Below are 18,520 nucleotides of genomic sequence, written 5' to 3'. Positions count from 1 at the left end.
CGCTTATTTCAAATCTGTAGGTTGTACTTTGTCCATGTCGTTGTAGTCCAGGTTCTCACCGGCCATGCCCCAGATAAAGGAGTAGTTATAGGTGCCGGCCCCACTATGGATAGACCAGGGCGGGGAAATCACGGCCTGGTTGTTCTTCACAATCAGGTGGCGGGTTTCCTGGGGCTCACCCATAAAGTGCGACACCACCTGGTCTTCCGGCAGGTCAAAGTACAGGTAGGCTTCCATTCTCCTGTCGTGGGTGTGCGCCGGCATGGTGTTCCACACGCTTCCTTTCTGTAGCTCGGTCAGGCCCATCTGCAACTGGCAGGTTTCTACAACAGAGTTGATGAGTAATTTCCGGATGAGGCGGTGGTTAGAGTTTTCCAGAGAACCCATCTCCACTGTCTCCGCCTCGTTAAGAGAGACTTTCTTGGTAGGGTAGGCGTGGTGCGCCGGTGCCGAGTTAAAGTAGAAAAGTGTCTTGCCGGAAGCAGCCGGATGAAATACCACTTCTTTTACTCCTTTGCCAACATAGAGCGCCTCCTTGTTGGCCAGCGTGATCACATCGCCATCTACTGACACCGTGCTTTCGGCCCCTATATTGATGATGCCAAGTTCCCTTCTGTCCAGGAAGTGCTCGGAGCGCAGTGTCGGGAAGGTCTCCAGTTTTAAGGGATCCTCTGTTGGTTGAGCGCCTCCCACAACCAGGCGGTCATGCAGCGTGTACACCGCCTGAATGGTGTTTTCCTGGAAAAGGTCTTCTATAAGGAAAGTCTCGCGGAGTTTGGCTGTGTCATAGCCCTTGCTGTCGGAGGGGTGAGTGGCGTGCCGGATAGTATAAGATATGCTCATAGTTATAGCGGTCTGTTAGTGTAAACGTTTGCGCAAATTACAATTTTATTTTAATTTAACTAATCTTGGTGCCTTTTTTTGATTTTTTTGGCTCTTTCTGCTCGTTTGGTGAGTAAGTGCTGACCTTTTATAAATAAAGCTTTTGGAGCTTCTAAAGCACTTTAAATATATTTTGTCTGAATATTTAGATTATATGTTTGTGTAAAACTTAAATATTATTTAATATGCAATCGTTTGCGCAACTTGCTGCATCAATAATAGTAAGTGATTAATCATTAGGAGATGGTGAAGCTGCCTGAAAGAGTGGCTAATCGGAGCAAATAGAGGGTGAGGGGAGTTGACCTGCCTGAATAACAGGGGAGGCAGTGGCAGGAGTGGGTTAGCTTCAACAGCGCATACATGACAGGCTTGGCTCCAGGATCACTTAAGAAGGGTTTTACTGACAGAGTATTCTATATCTAAACTATACATTTTATACTTAATAGGTTACCTATGCGACATGCTTTACTTAAGAAGACGAAGTACTTACTGACGCTTGCTTTTGTCTTTACCGCCATTGTAGGGGCGCTTGCTCAAAGCTCTACCGTAACAGGAAGAGTGGTAGATGAGAATGGCGCCGGCTTACCAGGTGTAACGGTGCTGCTGAAAGGTACTTCTACAGCTGCCCCAACAGATGTTGAGGGAAATTACCAGATTCCAGTACCTGACGGCGAGGGTGTGCTGGCCTTCAGCTTTATTGGTTACCAGCCGCAGGATGTGGCTATTAATGGCCGGTCCACTATCAATGTCTCCATGGCTCCTGACCAGAGGGCGCTGGAAGAGGTAGTGGTGGTCGGTTACCAGGAAGTTTCCAGAAGCGAACTGACAAGTTCTGTTTCATCGGTAGGGGCCAAGCAGTTGCGGGATATTCCAGTTAGTACTGCTGCAGAGGCACTAGCGGGCCGCCTGGCCGGTGTACAGGTCACCACCTCTGAGGGGCAGCCAGGTGCCGAAATCCAAATCCGGGTGCGTGGGGGCGGTTCTATTACCCAGGATAACTCACCCTTGTATATCGTGGATGGTATCCAGATGGACAACGCGCTGTCTGTTCTTTCCCCGCAGGAAATCCAGTCCATTGACGTGCTGAAAGATGCCGCGTCTACGGCCATCTATGGAGCGCGTGGCGCAAACGGCGTGGTGGTAATTACGACCAAAGGCGGTGTGGCGATGCCAACGCAGGTTACCTATAACGGCTTTGCAGGAGTAAGAAGCATCGTGAATAAGCTGGATGTAATGAACCCCTATGAATTTGTGAAGTATCAGCACGAAATCTATAACTACAACACGGACGAAGACACAAGAAGAACTTTTACAAACCGCTATGGCCTGTATGAGGACCTGGATATCTACCAGAACATGCCTTTTACAGACTGGCAGGAAGAGGTGTTTGGCCGCGATGCTACCAGCCAGACGCACATACTCGGTGTGACAGGTGGTAGTGAAAAAACATCTTTCAACTTCACGCTGAACCATACCGATGAGGAAGGGATCATGCTGAACTCCGGCTTCGTGCGAACGCTAGCTTCCTTTAAATTTGACCACCGGGCAACAGACCGTTTAAGAGTAGGGTTGAGCACGCGCTACAGCCGCCAGCAGGTAGATGGAGTTGGTACCTCTAACACGGGTTCTCAAAGTAACAACAGGCTGAGAAATGCGGTACGTTTCAGGCCATTTGTAGCGCCAGGTATGGAAAGCACAGTAGACGAATTTGACCCTGAGTTTGCAAACCTGACAAACCTGACAAGCCCTGTGCTGCTGGCGAATCAGGAGTTGAGAGAAGACCATCGGAACGATGTATTGGTGAATGGCTGGTTCAGCTATGAACTGCTCAAGAACCTTACCTATAAAACAGTGCTTGGCATCACGAGCACCAACAGAGACCGCTACGATTTTGATGGCCCCTTCACTAGCCTTGCCAGGCAGAATGCAGGTATGCCAGTGTCTGACATCCGCTCAGGAGAGTCGCTGGCACTAACCAACTCTAATACCCTCAACTATAAATTAAATCTCGGGGATGATCATCGGATAACGGCCTTGTTGGGGCACGAGATATGGCAGCGAAATGACAGGTCAAGCACCGTTATCACCAAATATCTGCCGGTAGATATTACGGCAGACCAGGCATGGGCAGGTATTGATAAGGCCACGCCTCCTTCCGGGCTTATCCAGGATGCGCCCAGCACTGCCCAGTCTGAGCAACGGCTTCTTTCCTTCTTCGGAAGTGCCTCCTACAGTTACAGAGGTAAATACCGTGCTGTGGTGAACCTTCGCCGCGATGCCTCGTCTCTATTCGCTCCGGACAGCCGCGTCGGTTACTTTCCTTCGGCTTCCCTGGCCTGGCACATTGCCGACGAAAACTTCATGAGCGGAACAAACAACTGGCTGTCGGACCTGAAACTGCGTGTGAGCGTGGGTGAGGTTGGTAACAATAGAATTCCCCTGGATAGATGGAAAACGACGCTTACCAACTCTTCAGACTATGGCTACGCGTTCTCAGAGTCCATCACGCCGGGCTTTGTGGCAGATTACCTGGCAAACCCAGGGCTGAGATGGGAAACTACTCTCTCCCAAAACCTCGGCCTCGACTTCTCATTGCTTAATAACAGGATAAGCGGTTCTGTGGATGTTTACAAGAACAGCACACGCGACCTGCTGCTTCTGGCCCAGGTACCTCAGACAAGCGGTTACTCCACCCAATTGCAGAACATTGGTGAAACAGAAAACAAAGGACTGGAAGTGCAGCTGAACGGGGTGATTTTCGACACCGATGATTTTTCATGGAACGCTAACTTCAACGTTGCCTTTAACAGAAACAAAATCGTCAGCCTTGGAGTGGATTCTGAAGGAAACCCGCTCAAGTCTTACCTGGTAGAGTCTGGCTGGGTAAACAACCTGCAGGACTTCCTGGTGGAGGTTGGCCAGCCTATGGGCCAGTACTATGGCTACGTAACCGACGGCTACTATACCGTAGATGATTTTAATGCTACGTTGAATGAAATAAACGGCACCTGGAGCTACACACTGAAAGAAGGCATTCCGAACACCAAAGATGTTGCCCTCGGTAACAGAGACCCACAGCCAGGCGACCTGAAGCTGCAAAAGCTGTCTGACGAAGAAGGAGACATGATCACCCCGGCTGACAGAACAGTGCTTGGTACGCCGCAGCCAAACTTTATCGGTGGTTTTTACCAGCAGTTTACTTACAAAAACTTCGACCTGAGCATGTTCATGAACTTCTCTTACGGCAACAAAGTGTACAACGCCAACAAGATTGAGTTCACCACACAATACCTGTACCGCGACAACAACATGCTGTCGCTGATGAACGACAGGTGGAGAAGGTTCGACGACAACGGTCAGCAGGTAACCAACCCAGAGCAGCTGGCAGCGCTGAATGAAAACGCGCAGTACTGGACACCACCGCTGGGACAGTATTTCCTGCATTCTTTTGCCATCGAGGATGGATCCTTCCTCCGCATCAGCAACGTTACCCTGGGCTACTCTTTACCGAAAAGCCTGATCGAGAGAACAAAAGTATTCTCCAATTTCAGGGTGTATGCCACTGTTAACAACCTCCATACTTTCACTAATTACTCTGGTTATGACCCGGAGGCCAGCACCAGAAGAAGCAACCCGTTAACCCCGGGTGTGGACTATGCTGCCTATCCACGCAGCCGCTTTATACTAGGTGGTGTTAATGCTACTTTCTAATTTTTTAAGGTGATGAAGATAAATAAGAAACATATAAAATCGCTGTTTTTACCATTGGCGCTAGGTGGACTCCTGACCTTCACTTCCTGCGAAGGATACCTCGACGTGGAAAACCCTTCTACTATCTCGCAGGACGCCGTTTTTACAAGTGTGGGCTATGCTAACTCGGCCGTAACAGGTATTTATAATAGCCTGATGGGCGATGATGCTTACGGTAGCCGCGTTTCCACACTCTACCCGAACGCTGCCGATGATTTCAGAATCGGGGGAACCTACAACCCGCTCGACAGAAGAGGGATTAGCGGGTTTGGTGTAAGTCCTGATAATACAGAGTTGAACAGGCCATTCCTGCAACTATACCAGGGAATTGAGCGTGCCAACATCGTCATAAAAAACATCCAAGCTTCTAACCTGTACAACAACGGAACCGCCGCTGAGCAGACCACCATGCACAAACTGCATGGAGAGGCGCTGACACTCCGCGCTATTTTCTACCACGAGCTAATCCGCAACTGGGGAGATGTGCCTGCACCTTTCGAGCCGTCATCAGACCAGGAAGACCTTTACATGACTAAGACAGATCAGGACGAGATTTATGATCGCCTGCTGGAAGACCTGGCGCTTGCTTCAGAGCTGGTGCCCTGGAAGGCAGAGTCTGGCGACCCAAGCACACGCATCACGAAATCGGCAGTGAAAGGACTAAGAGCCAGAATAGCGCTGGCGCGTGGTGGCTATGCCCTACGAAGAGACTCCCGCCAAATGGAGCGGCGGGCAAACTACCAGCAGTACTACCAGATTGCCCGTCAGGAAACCCTGGATATTATCGAGAGTGGCAGACACAGCCTGCACCCGGACTATGAGCAGGTTTTTAAGGACCTGCATATGGGCGCAAATGGCGGCGCAACAAACGAGTTGATATTTGAAATAGGTGCCTTTGGCGGTAACTCCAAAACAGACAGCAAACTCGGTTACAGTAATGGCCTTCGCATAGACAGGAGCTCCAGATACGGGCAGGCCAATGGGCAGTTGGAGGCAATTCCAACTTACTTCTACGAATTTGACTCTATTGCTGACGTGAGAAGAGATGTAACCATCGCTTACTTCCAGGTCAACAAGGACGATAACAAAGAACTGACCCGTCTGACGCAGATGCGTGATGGTAAATTCAGAAAGTACTGGACCAGCATTGATGGCACGGCACAGAACTTAGGTATAAACTGGCCGGTGATTCGCTACGCTGATGTGCTGCTGATGTTTGCCGAAGCTGAAAATGAGCTGAACGGACCTACAGCACAGGCGGTGTCGGCCTATGAGCAGGTTAGGAGAAGGGCTTATACAGGTAATGAAGGCAGAATGGGAGCCACCCCAACAGACAAGCAAGGCTTTTTTGATGCCATTGTGCATGAACGGCTTTTGGAGTTTGGAGGCGAAGGCATACGCCGTTATGACCTGTACCGCTGGAATTTACTGACACCAGCCATTGCAGAAACAAGAGCAAATCTAGTTGCACTCATGAACCAGGAGGGACGCTATACTAACGTGCCGCTTTACGTTTACTATAACCCTACCCCTTTGGTTGACACTACTGTGCCGGCAGAAGTAGAAAGCTTTGACTTCTTCGGAAACTCAGTTGCCAATGCCATGTATACGCCTGTTCCGGCAACAACACCTACTGGATACACTAGGGTGAACTGGGCAGCCGCCGTGAATGCGGATTATGTGGAAAGCTTTGCCGTGGCCTTCGAACCAAACAAGTCGGAGCTGTTTCCTATTTACAGCGGCGTGCTGAACCAGAACTACAGACTAACCCAGGACTACGGATATTAACAGAGACAACTGGATTCACAGAAAAAAATACATGAAGATATGAAAGTAGCTATAAATAAAATTCTTAAACTGGTTCCGGTTCTCTTGCTAGGTGCGCTAGGGTTTGCCTGCGAAGATGACGTGGAAAAGCTGGAGCCGATGCGGATGTTCACACCTGCCGGTGACGTGAAGGCCATAAGCGGAGAAACCCAGGTAAATCTCACGTGGCCCGCTTCTCTGTACACGACCAACAGCAGCGGTGCAACTTACACAGTAGAGGTGGCGGCAGACACGCTGTTCGAAACCCCTATCATTTTGTCTGTTCAGACAGACACGGCTGGTGTGGTGTTTACTGATGAGCAACTGGAGGTAAGGCAAAAGTACTTTGCCCGTATCAAAGCCAACACTTTAGGCGACAGACCGGAATCTAAATCCTGGGCAGTGAGTTCCGGGTTCATGATCAGGGGAGAGCAGATTTTTGAAGCGCTCCTGAACAGCTCGATTACAGACAGAGGTGTGCTGCTGAAGTGGAGAGAAAGAGAAGGATTAACTAAAATCGTGCTTACCCCGCAAAGTGCAGCAGGAGAGCCTGCCGGAACGCCAATAGAGGTAGATCTGACCGGAGAAGACCTTGCCGTCAGAACAAAACTGGTAACGGGCCTGGATGCCAGCACAACCTACAGAGCCGAGATCTTCCGCGATAGTCGCCTGATGGGCTACCTTACCTTCACAACGAATGCGCCTGTAGTAGGAAACGTCATCGATTTAACAGGCTTTACACAGCGGCCTTCTGTGCTGGAGGACACGCTCCTGCAAATAGAGTCAGGCAGCATTGTTTTGCTGAAAAAGGGTGTTACCTATACCATTTCCAGCACACTTAACCTCGACAGGTCAGTGACCATTATGAGTGAGAATACGGTGAGCCCGGATAAAGCGACTATCTTCTTTACAAGCAACTTTAACGTTGCCGAAGGCAGCCAGATTGACTCTGTGGTGTTCAAGGATGTGGTGATGCGCAGCAGTGACTATGGCGGGAAGTATGTATTTAACATCAATAAGCCCACTGACATCGGGAAAATAAAATTTGATGCCGTGCATGCCGAAATATTCCGTGGAATTGTCCGGCTGCAGTCCGCTGGCATAAATGTGGATGAGTTCTCAGTAGTAAACAGCGTCATGGACAGCTTATCCAACTATGGCGTGCTCACGATTGACAATGCCGGGGCCAACGTAAACGACATCCTGTTCAGGAACAGTACCTTTTACAAAATAGAGCGGGTGATGACCAGCAAAGCAGGCTCAGCGTCCATCATTATTGAAAACTCCACCTTCAACGATGCACCGGAAGCCACCCGCTACCTGATTGACTATAACTCCAATGACGTTTCCGGGGGAATTACTTTCAGAAACAACATAGTAGGCAGAGGCAAGAAAGTAGGGGAAGACAATGCCGTAAACGGTATCCGGACAGGTTCTTCCACGCTCATAACTTCCAGTGGCAGCTATGCTACCTCAGACTATAATGCGACCGGAAACCAGATACCGAACCTGACCGTGTATAGCGGCACGGCCACTGATCTTTTCCAGGATCCCAAAAACGGAAACTTCACTATCAAGGATCCGAGCTTTGCCGGAGCAGGTAGTGCCGGTGACCCACGTTGGAGGTAACAGTTAAACCACATGAAAACAAGGTGCAGCCTGAACTACTGCACCTTGTTAATTTACTCCTGCTATGAGCATATCCTCCCTGAAAGTGAAATGCAGCGTTCTCCTGATTGGAGCAGCATTGTCTTTTACATTAGCAAATTGTAAGAGCAAAAAAGATGAGCCTGCGCCGGTGGTGGAACCTATGGAGGAGGCTGGCCCGGTGCCGGTAAACGAGCAGCCGCTGGCCTTTCCGGGTGCGGAAGGCTTTGGCAGGGATGCGACAGGAGGCCGGGGTGGGAAGGTGATAAAAGTGATTAACCTGAACGATGCCGGAGCGGGAAGTCTAAGGGCGGCCATTACTGCAGCCGGGGCACGCATCATCGTGTTTGAGGTGTCAGGTACTATCGCGTTGAAGTCGAACCTGAACATCAACAACGGCGACATTACGATTGCCGGACAGACCGCACCTGGCGACGGTATTACCCTGAAAGATTATCCTGTTACTGTAAATGCACACAATGTTATTATTCGCTTTATGCGTTTCAGGATGGGCGACGAGGCACAGCAGGAGGCAGATGCACTTGGCGGACGGTTCCATAAGAACATCATCGTGGACCATTGCTCTATGAGTTGGTCTACAGACGAGTGTGTGTCGTTCTACGGCAATGAGAATTTTACTTTGCAGTGGAGTATCATTTCGGAGAGTCTCCGGAACTCTGCGCACGCCAAAGGAGCACATGGGTATGGCGGCATCTGGGGCGGGAAAAACGCCTCTTTCCATCATAACCTCCTGGCGCACCACGACAGCCGGAATCCAAGGTTGGGTGAGGAAGCCGGTAAAGCTTTTGCCCTGACGGACCTGGTAGATTTACGAAACAACGTGATTTACAACTGGGGAAACAACAGCGCCTATGGTGGAGAAGCCATGAACGTGAACATGGTGAACAATTACTATAAGCCAGGCCCTGTAACCACTAAAAAGGAACGCATACTATCCATAGACAAAAATAAAACAAGCGGTACGGAAGTGTACGATACGTGGGGCAAGTTCTACATCAACGGAAACTATGTGGAAGGCAGCACGAGAGCAACAACCGATAACTGGACCTACGGTGTCTTTAACCAGTTTCATAACAGTTATGGAACGGTTCCGGAAGCCGACAAAGCTGCCATGAGGCTTTCTGCGCCGCATCCCATCAACAGCAATGTCACCACGCATACGGCGCAGGAGACATACGAGCGGGTGCTGACATACGGTGGTGCATCGCTGACCCGGGATGCCGTAGACAGCCGCGTGATTGATAATGTGCGCAGCGGTTCCTATACTTCAGCAGGCTCCAACGGTAGCGACAAAGGCATCATCGACAGCCAGCAGGATGTGGGAGGGTGGCCTGAACTGGCATCGGCTCCTGCCCCTCAGGACACAGATAACGATGGCATGCCGGATGAGTGGGAGAAAGCACACAAGCTGGATCCGGCGAAAGCCAATGCAAATGGCAGAAGCCTGAGCACAGCCTATGATAACATTGAAGTATACATCAACAGCCTGGTAGAGGACATTACAGAGGCGCAGGTGAAGTAGCAAATGAAGAAATAAAAGCTGGCTTAAGACCTCGCAGCGTGCGCAGCTCCTGCGAGCGTCTGGCCAATAAACCGCTGCTATTGAGAAAGAAGGTAATATTTAAAGGATAAGAAACATGAACGGAAGGGTAATATTTCACTTGCTGGTGCTTTCGCTGCTAAGTGCAGGAAGCGTATACGCGCAAAACCTCAGTAAAGAGTTTCCGAAGTCTTTCACCATTACGGTCACCAATCCGCTGAACCAGCAGCGGGATGATGTGATGGTTTTAGTGGAGGGAGAAGACATAAGGAAGCGTACTCCGGACTTCAACCCACAGGCTTTTGTGGTGCTGGATGACAAAAAAGAAATCCCCAGCCAGTATAACACGAAGGACCCGGAGAACAGGGGCATTGTGGTGGTGCTGGACCGGCTGGAGCCGAAAGCCTCCCGCAGCCTGACCATCCGCTATAACCAAACAGGCGCCGCACCCCGCAACTACACCAAACGCACACAGGCGGAACTCTCCCACAAAGTTGGCGGCGAATTTCAGAACCACAAATACATTGGTGGCACCTTTCAGAATGTAGATTCGCTCCGGGTGCCGGACGAGCACACCGACCACTCGTATTTTATACGCTACGAAGGCCCCGGCTGGGAATCAGATAAAGTAGGCTACCGGTTTTACCTCGACTGGCGCAACGGTACTGACGTTTTTGGTAAGAAAACAAAGGACATGGTGCTGCAGCAGGTAGGGCAGGACGGCTTCGACTCCTACCACGACGAGCAGCCCTGGGGCATGGATGTGATGAAAGTAGGCAAATCCTTGGGTGTCGGTACGCTGGCGATGTTCCACGAGGGACAGGCAAAGCGCATGGCCGAAACAGACAGCATGATCAGCGTGATCACTGAAAACGGCGATGTATACTCTTCCATCCGCACAAACTACTACGGCTGGAAAATAGCAGGCATGAAGCTGGACGTGAACTCGCTGCTGAGCATACCTGCAGGCAGCCGACTGACGCATCACCAGGTAGAAGTGAAAGGAGGCGCGCCTCAGAACCTGAGCACAGGGCTGATTAAAGACATACGGGCAATCTTCACGACCAGAACAGGCAACGACCAGCACTGGGGCTATATCGCCACCTATGGCAAACAAAGCCTGAACGGCGAAGGCGATAACTTGGGTATAGCTGTGCTGTTCCGCATGAAAGACCTGCTGGAGATTACAGAAGATGAGCTCAGCCATGTGGTACAGCTAAAGCCTTCCGGAAACAAAGTGGAGTATTACTTTCTGGCAGCCTGGGAGCTGGAGCCGGAGGGAATAAAAACAAAGGCAGATTTTATAAAATACCTGAATAAAACAGCACAGGAACTCGAAAATCCGGTGCAGGTACAGTTCACCTCTAAGCCAAAGCTGTAAACCATACGCTGCGTGCTGAACTTGAATCAGATAAAAACAGAATGTATACAAAGAACACCATTACACGAATTGCCACATTTTGCTTGGGCTTGCAGTTGTTAGGCACTTCTGCCTGTACGCAGCAACCAGCCAGTACAACTACAGCGGAGCCAACAACTGTAGCTGTTAAACAGGAGCCTGAAAGCGAAAAGCCTTTGGCTTTTCCTGGTGCCGAAGGCTTTGGAAAGTACACCACAGGCGGCCGCGGCGGACAAGTGGTGGTGGTCACGAACCTGAACGATGAAGGCCCTGGCAGCCTTCGGGAAGCCATCCGGAAAAAAGGCCCGAGAATAGTGGTGTTCGCTGTGTCAGGCTACATCGATCTAGATTCGCCGCTGGATATAAACAACAGCGATATTACCCTTGCAGGCCAGTCGGCACCCGGCTACGGAATAACACTGCGCTATTACCCGATGAACATAAAAGCCGATAACGTGATTGTGCGTTACCTCCGCTTCAGGATGGGCGATGTAGCAGGCGTGCAGGCCGATGCCTTGGGGGCAAACAAGGGGAAAAGCAACATTATCGTAGACCATTGCTCTATGGGTTGGGCCACGGATGAAAGCGCATCTTTTTACGGCAACAGGAATTTCACCCTGCAGTGGAGTATTATTGCAGAGAGTCTGAACCAGTCCGTGCACGCGAAAGGCGACCATGGCTATGGTGGCATCTGGGGTGGAGTTGGTGCTTCGTTTCATCACAATCTGATAGCAAACCACATGAGTCGTATGCCGCGCTTTAGCGGATCGAAGACAACTGCAAATTCCGCGGACGAATTGGTGGATTTCCGGAACAACGTGATTTACAACTGGGGCGGGAATAACGTGTATGGCGGTGAAAAGGGACGCTATAACATGGTGAACAACTACTATAAGCCGGGCCCTGCCACACCAAAGTCAAAGAAAGACAGGATGCTGGAGCCATACGCACCTTACGGACAGTTCTATATGAATGGCAACGTGATGGAGGGTAACCCGGAGGTGACGCAGTATAATGCATTGGGGGTAAGTATGGACCATCCCGATTCTGCTTTGGTTGCGAATCCGTTTAAGACAGCTGCCATACCCAACCAGGCTGCAAAAGAGGCTTATGAACTGGTCTTAGCGAACGCGGGCGCAAGCTATAAACGCGACAAGGTAGACGAACGCATCTTGCAGGAAGTGCGGCAGAACAACCCGGCAAGCGGTAAGAATATGAACGGCATCATCGATTCGCAGCAGGACGTAGGCGGATGGCCGGAACTGAAAACAGCACCTGCCCCGGCCGACAAAGATGAAGACGGCATGCCGGACGAATGGGAAAGAAAGCAAAAGCTGAACGCTAACAGCGCTGCCGATGCCGCTGCCTATACTTTAAACAAGCAGTATACTAACATTGAAGTATACCTGAATAGCCTGGTTAGTATGAAAGAGAAAATATGAAGCTGCTAACTACCTTCCTTTTTTTTCTGAGCGTATTTGCTGTTCAGGCACAACAGATGCGGCTGGTGGTGGCGCAGGACGGAAGCGGTGACTATGTATGCATACAGGCAGCCGTAGATGCCGTGCGTGCTTTCCCGCTGGAGCGTGTGGAGATCTATATCCGGAATGGCGTGTACCGCGAGAAAATTGTGGTGCCTTCCTGGAAAACGAGCATCTCCTTTATCGGTGAAAGCAAAGACAACACGATCATCCGTTGGGATGATTACTCCGGGAAAGGCGACATCAACACCTTTACCTCCTATACCCTGCTGGTGCAGGGCAATGACTTCAGGGCGAAGAACATTACTTTCGAAAACACGGCTGGCCCGGTAGGGCAGGCCGTGGCATTGCACGTGGAGGCTGACCGCTGCGTGTTTGAGAACTGCCGCATCATCGGAAACCAGGACACGCTGTATGCCGGTGTAGATAACAGCCGCCAGTACTATAAAGACTGTTACATAGAAGGCACCACGGACTTTATTTTCGGGCCTGCCACGGCAGTGTTTGATAACTGCACCATCCACTGCAAAAAGAACTCTTACATCACAGCGGCCTCCACACCCCAGGGGCAGGAGTATGGCTTTGTTTTCCTGAACTGCACCATCACCGCTTCTGACGAAGCTCCCAACGTATACCTGGGCCGCCCCTGGAGATCTTACGCCAAAACAGTTTTCATTAACACTACCCTCGGCGACCACATCAGGCCGGAAGGCTGGCATAACTGGAACAAGCCGGAAGCACAGAAAACAACCCTGTATGCGGAGTATAAATCGAAAGGCCCCGGCGCATCGCCAAAGACAAGAGTAGCATGGTCGAAGCAGTTAACAGCGCGTGAAGCAAAGCAGTATAAGGCCGAACAGGTACTATCTCAGGGTGATGGGTGGAAGATAAATGGTGAGTGAGTGATTAATAAGAATTTTTTTTCTTAAATTGTGCAATCGATTGCTCATAAAACAGGTTGCTTTAAGTGTCTGTACATCAATACATGAGCAGTAAATAACAAAAAGATGGGAAAAGGATTGCGCACCTACCCGTGACATGAAAAGGGTGTAGCATTGAAACAGTGCCGCAGCAGCAGAACAAGATTAGCTTACATAGAAAAGAAGAACCAACTGTGTATTATTCATTTTTTAATTTATAAATCTATGGGACAAGCATTACTTAGAAGCGGGAGGCACTTGCTTACTATCCTGCTTATGTTATTCTCTGTTGCAACAGTACTGGCGCAAGGCGCCACCGTCAGCGGCAGAGTAACGGATGAAAATGGCGATGGCCTGCCCGGTGTTACAGTGCTGGTGAAGGGGACCACAAATGGGGCGGCCACCGGTGTGGATGGTGCCTATACGCTATCGGTACCCACATCAGATGCCACGCTGGTGTTTTCCTTTATCGGCTACCTGGCGCAGGAAGTGCAGGTGAACAACCGCTCAACCGTTAACGTGTCGCTGGCTCCGGATTCCAAAGCGCTGGAGGAGGTAGTGGTTGTTGGGTATGGTACACAAAATAAAGCCGATGTCTCAGTGGCTGTAGGTAGCGTGACAGGGGAAGCTATCGCAGAGCGTGGCACCGTAAACCCGCTTCAGGGTGTGCAGGGCCAGGTGGCGGGGGTAGATATCTCCGCTGGCACAGGCCGCGCAGGCTCAAACTACAACATTCAGATACGTGGGCAGAACTCACTTGCGAACGCACAGCCACTCTTTGTAGTGGACGGTGTTATCGTGCCGGATATTAACTTTTTGAATCCGCAGGATATTGCCAAAATGGACGTGCTGAAAGATGCGGCCTCTACAGCTATCTATGGCTCACGCGGCTCGAATGGTGTTGTTATAGTAACGACGAAACAAGGCAGTGGGGTAAAAGGGGGCACGACCGTTTCTTACGACGGTTACACAGGTGTGCGCCAGGTAGCCCGTATGCCTGACTTCATGGACGGTGACCAATGGTGGGAATTCAGGCAGAACGCTTACATTGTGCCTGAACTTTTAGCAGGAAACAGTAATTACCCAAGCACAATAGGAGGGGCCGAGAACCCGGAGGTAGCCCGGCGCATTGCAGAAATAGACTTCACCAATTGGCGCGACCAGGTGCTTCAGACAGGTACACAGAATAATCATTGGCTCACTATTTCTGGATTAAGCGGCGATAACATGCAATACGTGATCGGTGCAGGTTATCAGAACGAAAAAGGCAACTTTACAAACGATTACTTTGAGCGTTATAATTTCAAAGCCAGCATAGACCACAGGATTAGTGAGAAATGGTCAGCCGGTGCCAACGTTAACTTTTCGCTCTCAGAGAATGAGCGCGGAAGTGACCTTGCCGTGATAAATGCTTTCCGTATGGCTCCCATCTTCAAGCCTTACGATGAGAATGGAGAGCTAATCTTCAGACCAGGCCAGATACCAGTGCCAGGTACAACCAGTGTTACCAGTATGACCAGTTCTGTGAACCCGCTGCTTGATAACGCAAACTCTCAGAATAGTACAAGACGTTATTTTGGAGTAGGCAACTTATACCTGCAGTACTCACCTGTAAGCTGGCTCGACCTGCGTTCTACTTTCTCACCGCGCGTTACTTTTCAGCGAAACGGACGCTACTGGGGTTCCCAAACCGAATCAAGAGGTGGTTTACAGCCTGCTGCTGAAATGCTGAATCAAGAGTCTTTCTCTTATATTCTGGACAACGTGATTACTGCAAGAAAGGAAATCGGGGAGCATCGCTTCACCTTAACCGGCCTGCACAGTATGCAGCAGGACCGTGCTGAATCTTTGTTCAGCCGTGTGACCAACCTGCCGTTTAACTCGTCTTTCTATAATTTTGAGACTGCTTCCAACCGGGAGCGTACCGCCACTGGTTATTCCGAATTTTCTATCCTGTCTTTCATGACCAGGTTAAATTATTCTTTCAAAGACAGGTATCTTATTACACTGGCCTCCAGATGGGATGGTTCTTCTAAACTTTCTCCAGGAAATAAGTGGGCCTCTTTCCCTTCTGCTGCCTTTGGCTGGCGCGTATCTGAAGAAGCCTTTATGCGTGATTTAACCTTTGTGTCTGAGTTGAAAGCCAGATTCAGTATAGGTTATTCTGGTAACAACAATAATGTCAGTCCTTATGGAACCCAAATGAACCTCAGCAGCCCTTCCTTTTATGACTGGGGCGGTACGCTGGCATTGGGCTATGCTCCAAACAGGCTTCCGAACCCGAATCTTACCTGGGAAAATACCCGGGAGTACAATGTGGGATTGGATTATGGGTTGTGGGGTAACCGCATTTCAGGTACTGTCGATGTTTACAACAAGCTGTCTGAGGGACTGATATTAGGTCGTGAGGTAGCCATGGAGAACGGGTGGCAGGCAGTTGTAGACAACGTGGCTTCTGTAAGAAACAGAGGCGTTGAACTGTCGCTTCGCACCGTTAACGTAGCTACAAACAACTTAACCTGGAGCACCACTTTCAACTTCTCCAGAAACAAAAATGAGATTGTGGAGCTCATCAACGGCCAGGAAGACATGCCGGGTAACGCCTGGTTTATCGGGCAGCCAATTAATGTAAACTACACCTATGTGTTTGACGGCATTTGGCAGGAAGATGAAAGAGACCGTGCTCAGGTATACAAGCAGATCCCGGGTCAGGCAAAAGTACAGGATCTGGATGGCAACGACCTGATCAACAACAACGACAGAGCTGTTATCGGTCAGAAAGACCCGAAATGGATTGGAGGTTTCTCCACACAACTCAATTTTATGAACTTTGATCTGTCAGCCGCCTTGTTTGCAAGACAAGGCCAGCAGGTATACAGCCCTTTCCACGCAGAGTTCACCAACATGGCCGACAGAGGCAGATCGAAGCTGGATGTTAACTATTACATGTCACCTAACGATGTGACACCAACACGTGTGTCGAACGAGTATCCACTGCCTGGTCGCCCCGGAGACTATTGGTCACAGGTAGGCTACTTCAAGGATGCCTCTTTCGTGAAAGTGCAAAACATTTCACTGGGGTACAGCTTCGGACAAGGTTTAATAGAGCGGGTGAAACTGAAGGGCCTGAGAGTGTATGCTAACGTGCTGAACCCATTCATATTCACAGATTATGATGGCTTTGATCCTGAGACTGCCAATGGTCTGGACTTGACAACGACGCAGGTTACGAACAGCACAAACGGTTCGCTTAACAATACAGGTGTGAGTTCTATTGTTTATCAGTTTGGTGTTAATGTAAAATTCTAAAAGAGCGATATGAAAAATTTTAAGATACTCAATTTACTCCTGGTGCTCGCTGTTTTTACAGGATGTGAAGACTTTCTGGAGGAGGAAAATATTTCGAACATACAATCAGATGCCTACTACTCAACCACGGAAGGGTACGAGAAACTGGTGAATGCCTCCTATGCTTCGTTGCGCAATGTGTATAGCGAACCTTGGGTGTTTACAGCGGGTACAGATTTATTTGTGGAAGGCAGGGATGCACAACCTAAAGGTATAAGTGAGTACAGAGAATTGACGCCGGAAGAGGCTTCAGTTGAAAACTTCTACCGCAACACGTATGCTGCCATTCAGCTAACCAATACAGCCCTTTACTTTAACGACAAGACTGCGTCAGCAACGGCCTTGCCTGTCAGGAAAGGGGAGATGCAGTTCCTGAGGGCTTACTACTACTTTCTGCTAGTGCAGCAGTTTGGAGGGGTTAGCATTGTAACGGAACGTTTTACTGCACCGGAGGAAGAGTTTAACAGGAATACAGCAGAGGAGGTGTACACTTTTATTATCAACGAGATGAATGAGGCGCTCGGTGCGGTACCTGAAACATCATCTGAATTTGGAAGGGTTACCCAGCGGACAGTTCGCCATTTCCTAGCAAAAGTACACCTAACGAGAGGGTATGAGTCTTTCGCAGCTGGGGATGATTTCCAGAGAGCATCTGCGTTGGCTGATGAAGCGATAGCGGGGCAGGAACTAACTACCTCGTTTGAGAACCTGTTTTTCCCGGGTAACGAGCGAAATCCTGAGATTTTGTTTTCTATACAGTATGACCCGGCCTCCATCGCAAACCCACAGACAGGCGGTAACAATCAGAATTACTGGTTTGGCCCATACATGGGTGGACAGGGGGCAGCGCAGGGGTATCCACAGCGAGCCTACCGGTTAGTGCCAACCTTGTATCTGTTCGATGTGTTCAATGAAAATGATGCTCGGTTCGATGCCACTTTCATGATCGAGTACTACCAGCGTTACTACGATTATTATGACAAGAGCTCAGAAAGGCAAAACCTGGACGTACGCTATTATTATGCGCCTAAGTGGGCTAACTCTGCAGAGGCAATTGCCGCCTGGAAGGCAGAAAACCCAACACGGCGCGACAATGCACAGGTTATACCTTATTCTGAAGCATGGGAAGCATCGAATAGCACAGCGCTGGATAACGCTACACCTGCTATTAAAAAGTTTGATGATCCTCAGGCAGCCTTCGGTAACCCTACCAGTACCCGCGATATATACCTGGCACGTCTGGGCGAAACTTACCTAATCGCAGCTGAAGCCTACCATCAGTTAGGTGATGCAGGTACTGCGGCTGCAAGAATAAACGAGGTAAGGAGAAGAGCGGCCAAAGCTGGAAGCGAAAATGAAATGATGATTACTGGCGCAGATGTAGACATCGACTTTATTCTTGACGAAAGGGCCAGAGAATTGGCTGGCGAGTACCTGCGTTGGTTCGACCTCAAGCGCACAGGCACCCTGATGGAGAGAACCCGGCTCTATAACAGAGACATCAGAAACTGGTATAACCGCAGTATAGACCCGTTCGAAGGAACAGGGGGATTCAAAATACTAAGACCAATACCTTCACGTGCCTTGCTATTAAATGAGGGCAATTTTCCTCAAAACCCTGGCTATTAATGTTGATCATGGGTGTAACAATCTAGCCCAGAGGTAAACCTGCCTCGCCAGATACACTCCCTGTAGCAGCTTGTAGTAATTCTTGCTGCTGCGAAAC

General features: G+C 49.8%; 10 protein-coding genes. 9 read left to right on the top strand and 1 reads right to left on the bottom strand.

Translation table 11 applies throughout. The annotated features are described in order from the left end of the window. Nucleotides 1-3: 3 nt before the first annotated feature. Nucleotides 4-843 (bottom strand): 5-dehydro-4-deoxy-D-glucuronate isomerase, encoded by an 840-nt coding sequence (gene kduI, locus E1919_RS10375; protein WP_162053325.1) that lies wholly within the window; start codon nucleotides 841-843, stop codon nucleotides 4-6. A 492-nt stretch (nucleotides 844-1,335) separates the two neighbouring features. Here kduI and E1919_RS10370 point away from each other — a divergent pair, with 492 nt between their 5' ends. From E1919_RS10370 to E1919_RS10330, 9 genes are all read left to right on the top strand, one after another. Beyond that, nucleotides 1,336-4,593: a SusC/RagA family TonB-linked outer membrane protein gene (locus tag E1919_RS10370; RefSeq protein WP_162053324.1), complete on the top strand. Its 3,258-nt coding sequence runs from the start codon at nucleotides 1,336-1,338 to the stop codon at nucleotides 4,591-4,593. Nucleotides 4,594-4,605: 12 nt separating this feature from the next. Next, entirely contained in the window at nucleotides 4,606-6,420 is a 1,815-nt protein-coding gene (locus E1919_RS10365) for a RagB/SusD family nutrient uptake outer membrane protein (protein WP_237144238.1), read from the top strand. 39 nt (nucleotides 6,421-6,459) lie between these two features. Then, nucleotides 6,460-8,067: a DUF5123 domain-containing protein gene (locus E1919_RS10360; RefSeq protein WP_162053323.1), complete on the top strand. Its 1,608-nt coding sequence runs from the start codon at nucleotides 6,460-6,462 to the stop codon at nucleotides 8,065-8,067. 64 nt (nucleotides 8,068-8,131) lie between these two features. Then, entirely contained in the window at nucleotides 8,132-9,628 is a 1,497-nt protein-coding gene (locus E1919_RS10355; protein ID WP_162053322.1) for a pectate lyase, read from the top strand. Between the two features lie 115 nt (nucleotides 9,629-9,743). After that, complete coding sequence (locus E1919_RS10350; protein ID WP_162053321.1) at nucleotides 9,744-11,027, top strand: DUF4861 domain-containing protein; 1,284 nt, start codon at nucleotides 9,744-9,746, stop codon at nucleotides 11,025-11,027. 41 nt (nucleotides 11,028-11,068) lie between these two features. Continuing rightward, complete coding sequence (locus tag E1919_RS10345; RefSeq protein ID WP_202915896.1) at nucleotides 11,069-12,487, top strand: pectate lyase family protein; 1,419 nt, start codon at nucleotides 11,069-11,071, stop codon at nucleotides 12,485-12,487. Next, nucleotides 12,484-13,428: a pectinesterase family protein gene (locus E1919_RS10340; protein WP_162053320.1), complete on the top strand. Its 945-nt coding sequence runs from the start codon at nucleotides 12,484-12,486 to the stop codon at nucleotides 13,426-13,428. The genes E1919_RS10345 and E1919_RS10340 overlap by 4 nt, the downstream gene beginning before the upstream one ends. Before the next feature lie 243 nt (nucleotides 13,429-13,671). Beyond that, a complete protein-coding gene (locus tag E1919_RS10335) occupies nucleotides 13,672-16,755 on the top strand; it encodes a SusC/RagA family TonB-linked outer membrane protein (protein WP_162053319.1) in 3,084 nt (1,027 codons plus the stop codon). Nucleotides 16,756-16,764: 9 nt separating this feature from the next. Next, a complete protein-coding gene (locus tag E1919_RS10330; RefSeq protein WP_162053318.1) occupies nucleotides 16,765-18,423 on the top strand; it encodes a RagB/SusD family nutrient uptake outer membrane protein in 1,659 nt (552 codons plus the stop codon). Nucleotides 18,424-18,520: the final 97 nt, after the last annotated feature.

The organism is Pontibacter pamirensis (assembly GCF_010015475.1).
Classification (GTDB): domain Bacteria; phylum Bacteroidota; class Bacteroidia; order Cytophagales; family Hymenobacteraceae; genus Pontibacter; species Pontibacter pamirensis.
The sequence above is the reverse complement of the archived record's forward strand: the minus strand, read 5'-3'. Positions and strand labels throughout refer to the sequence as shown.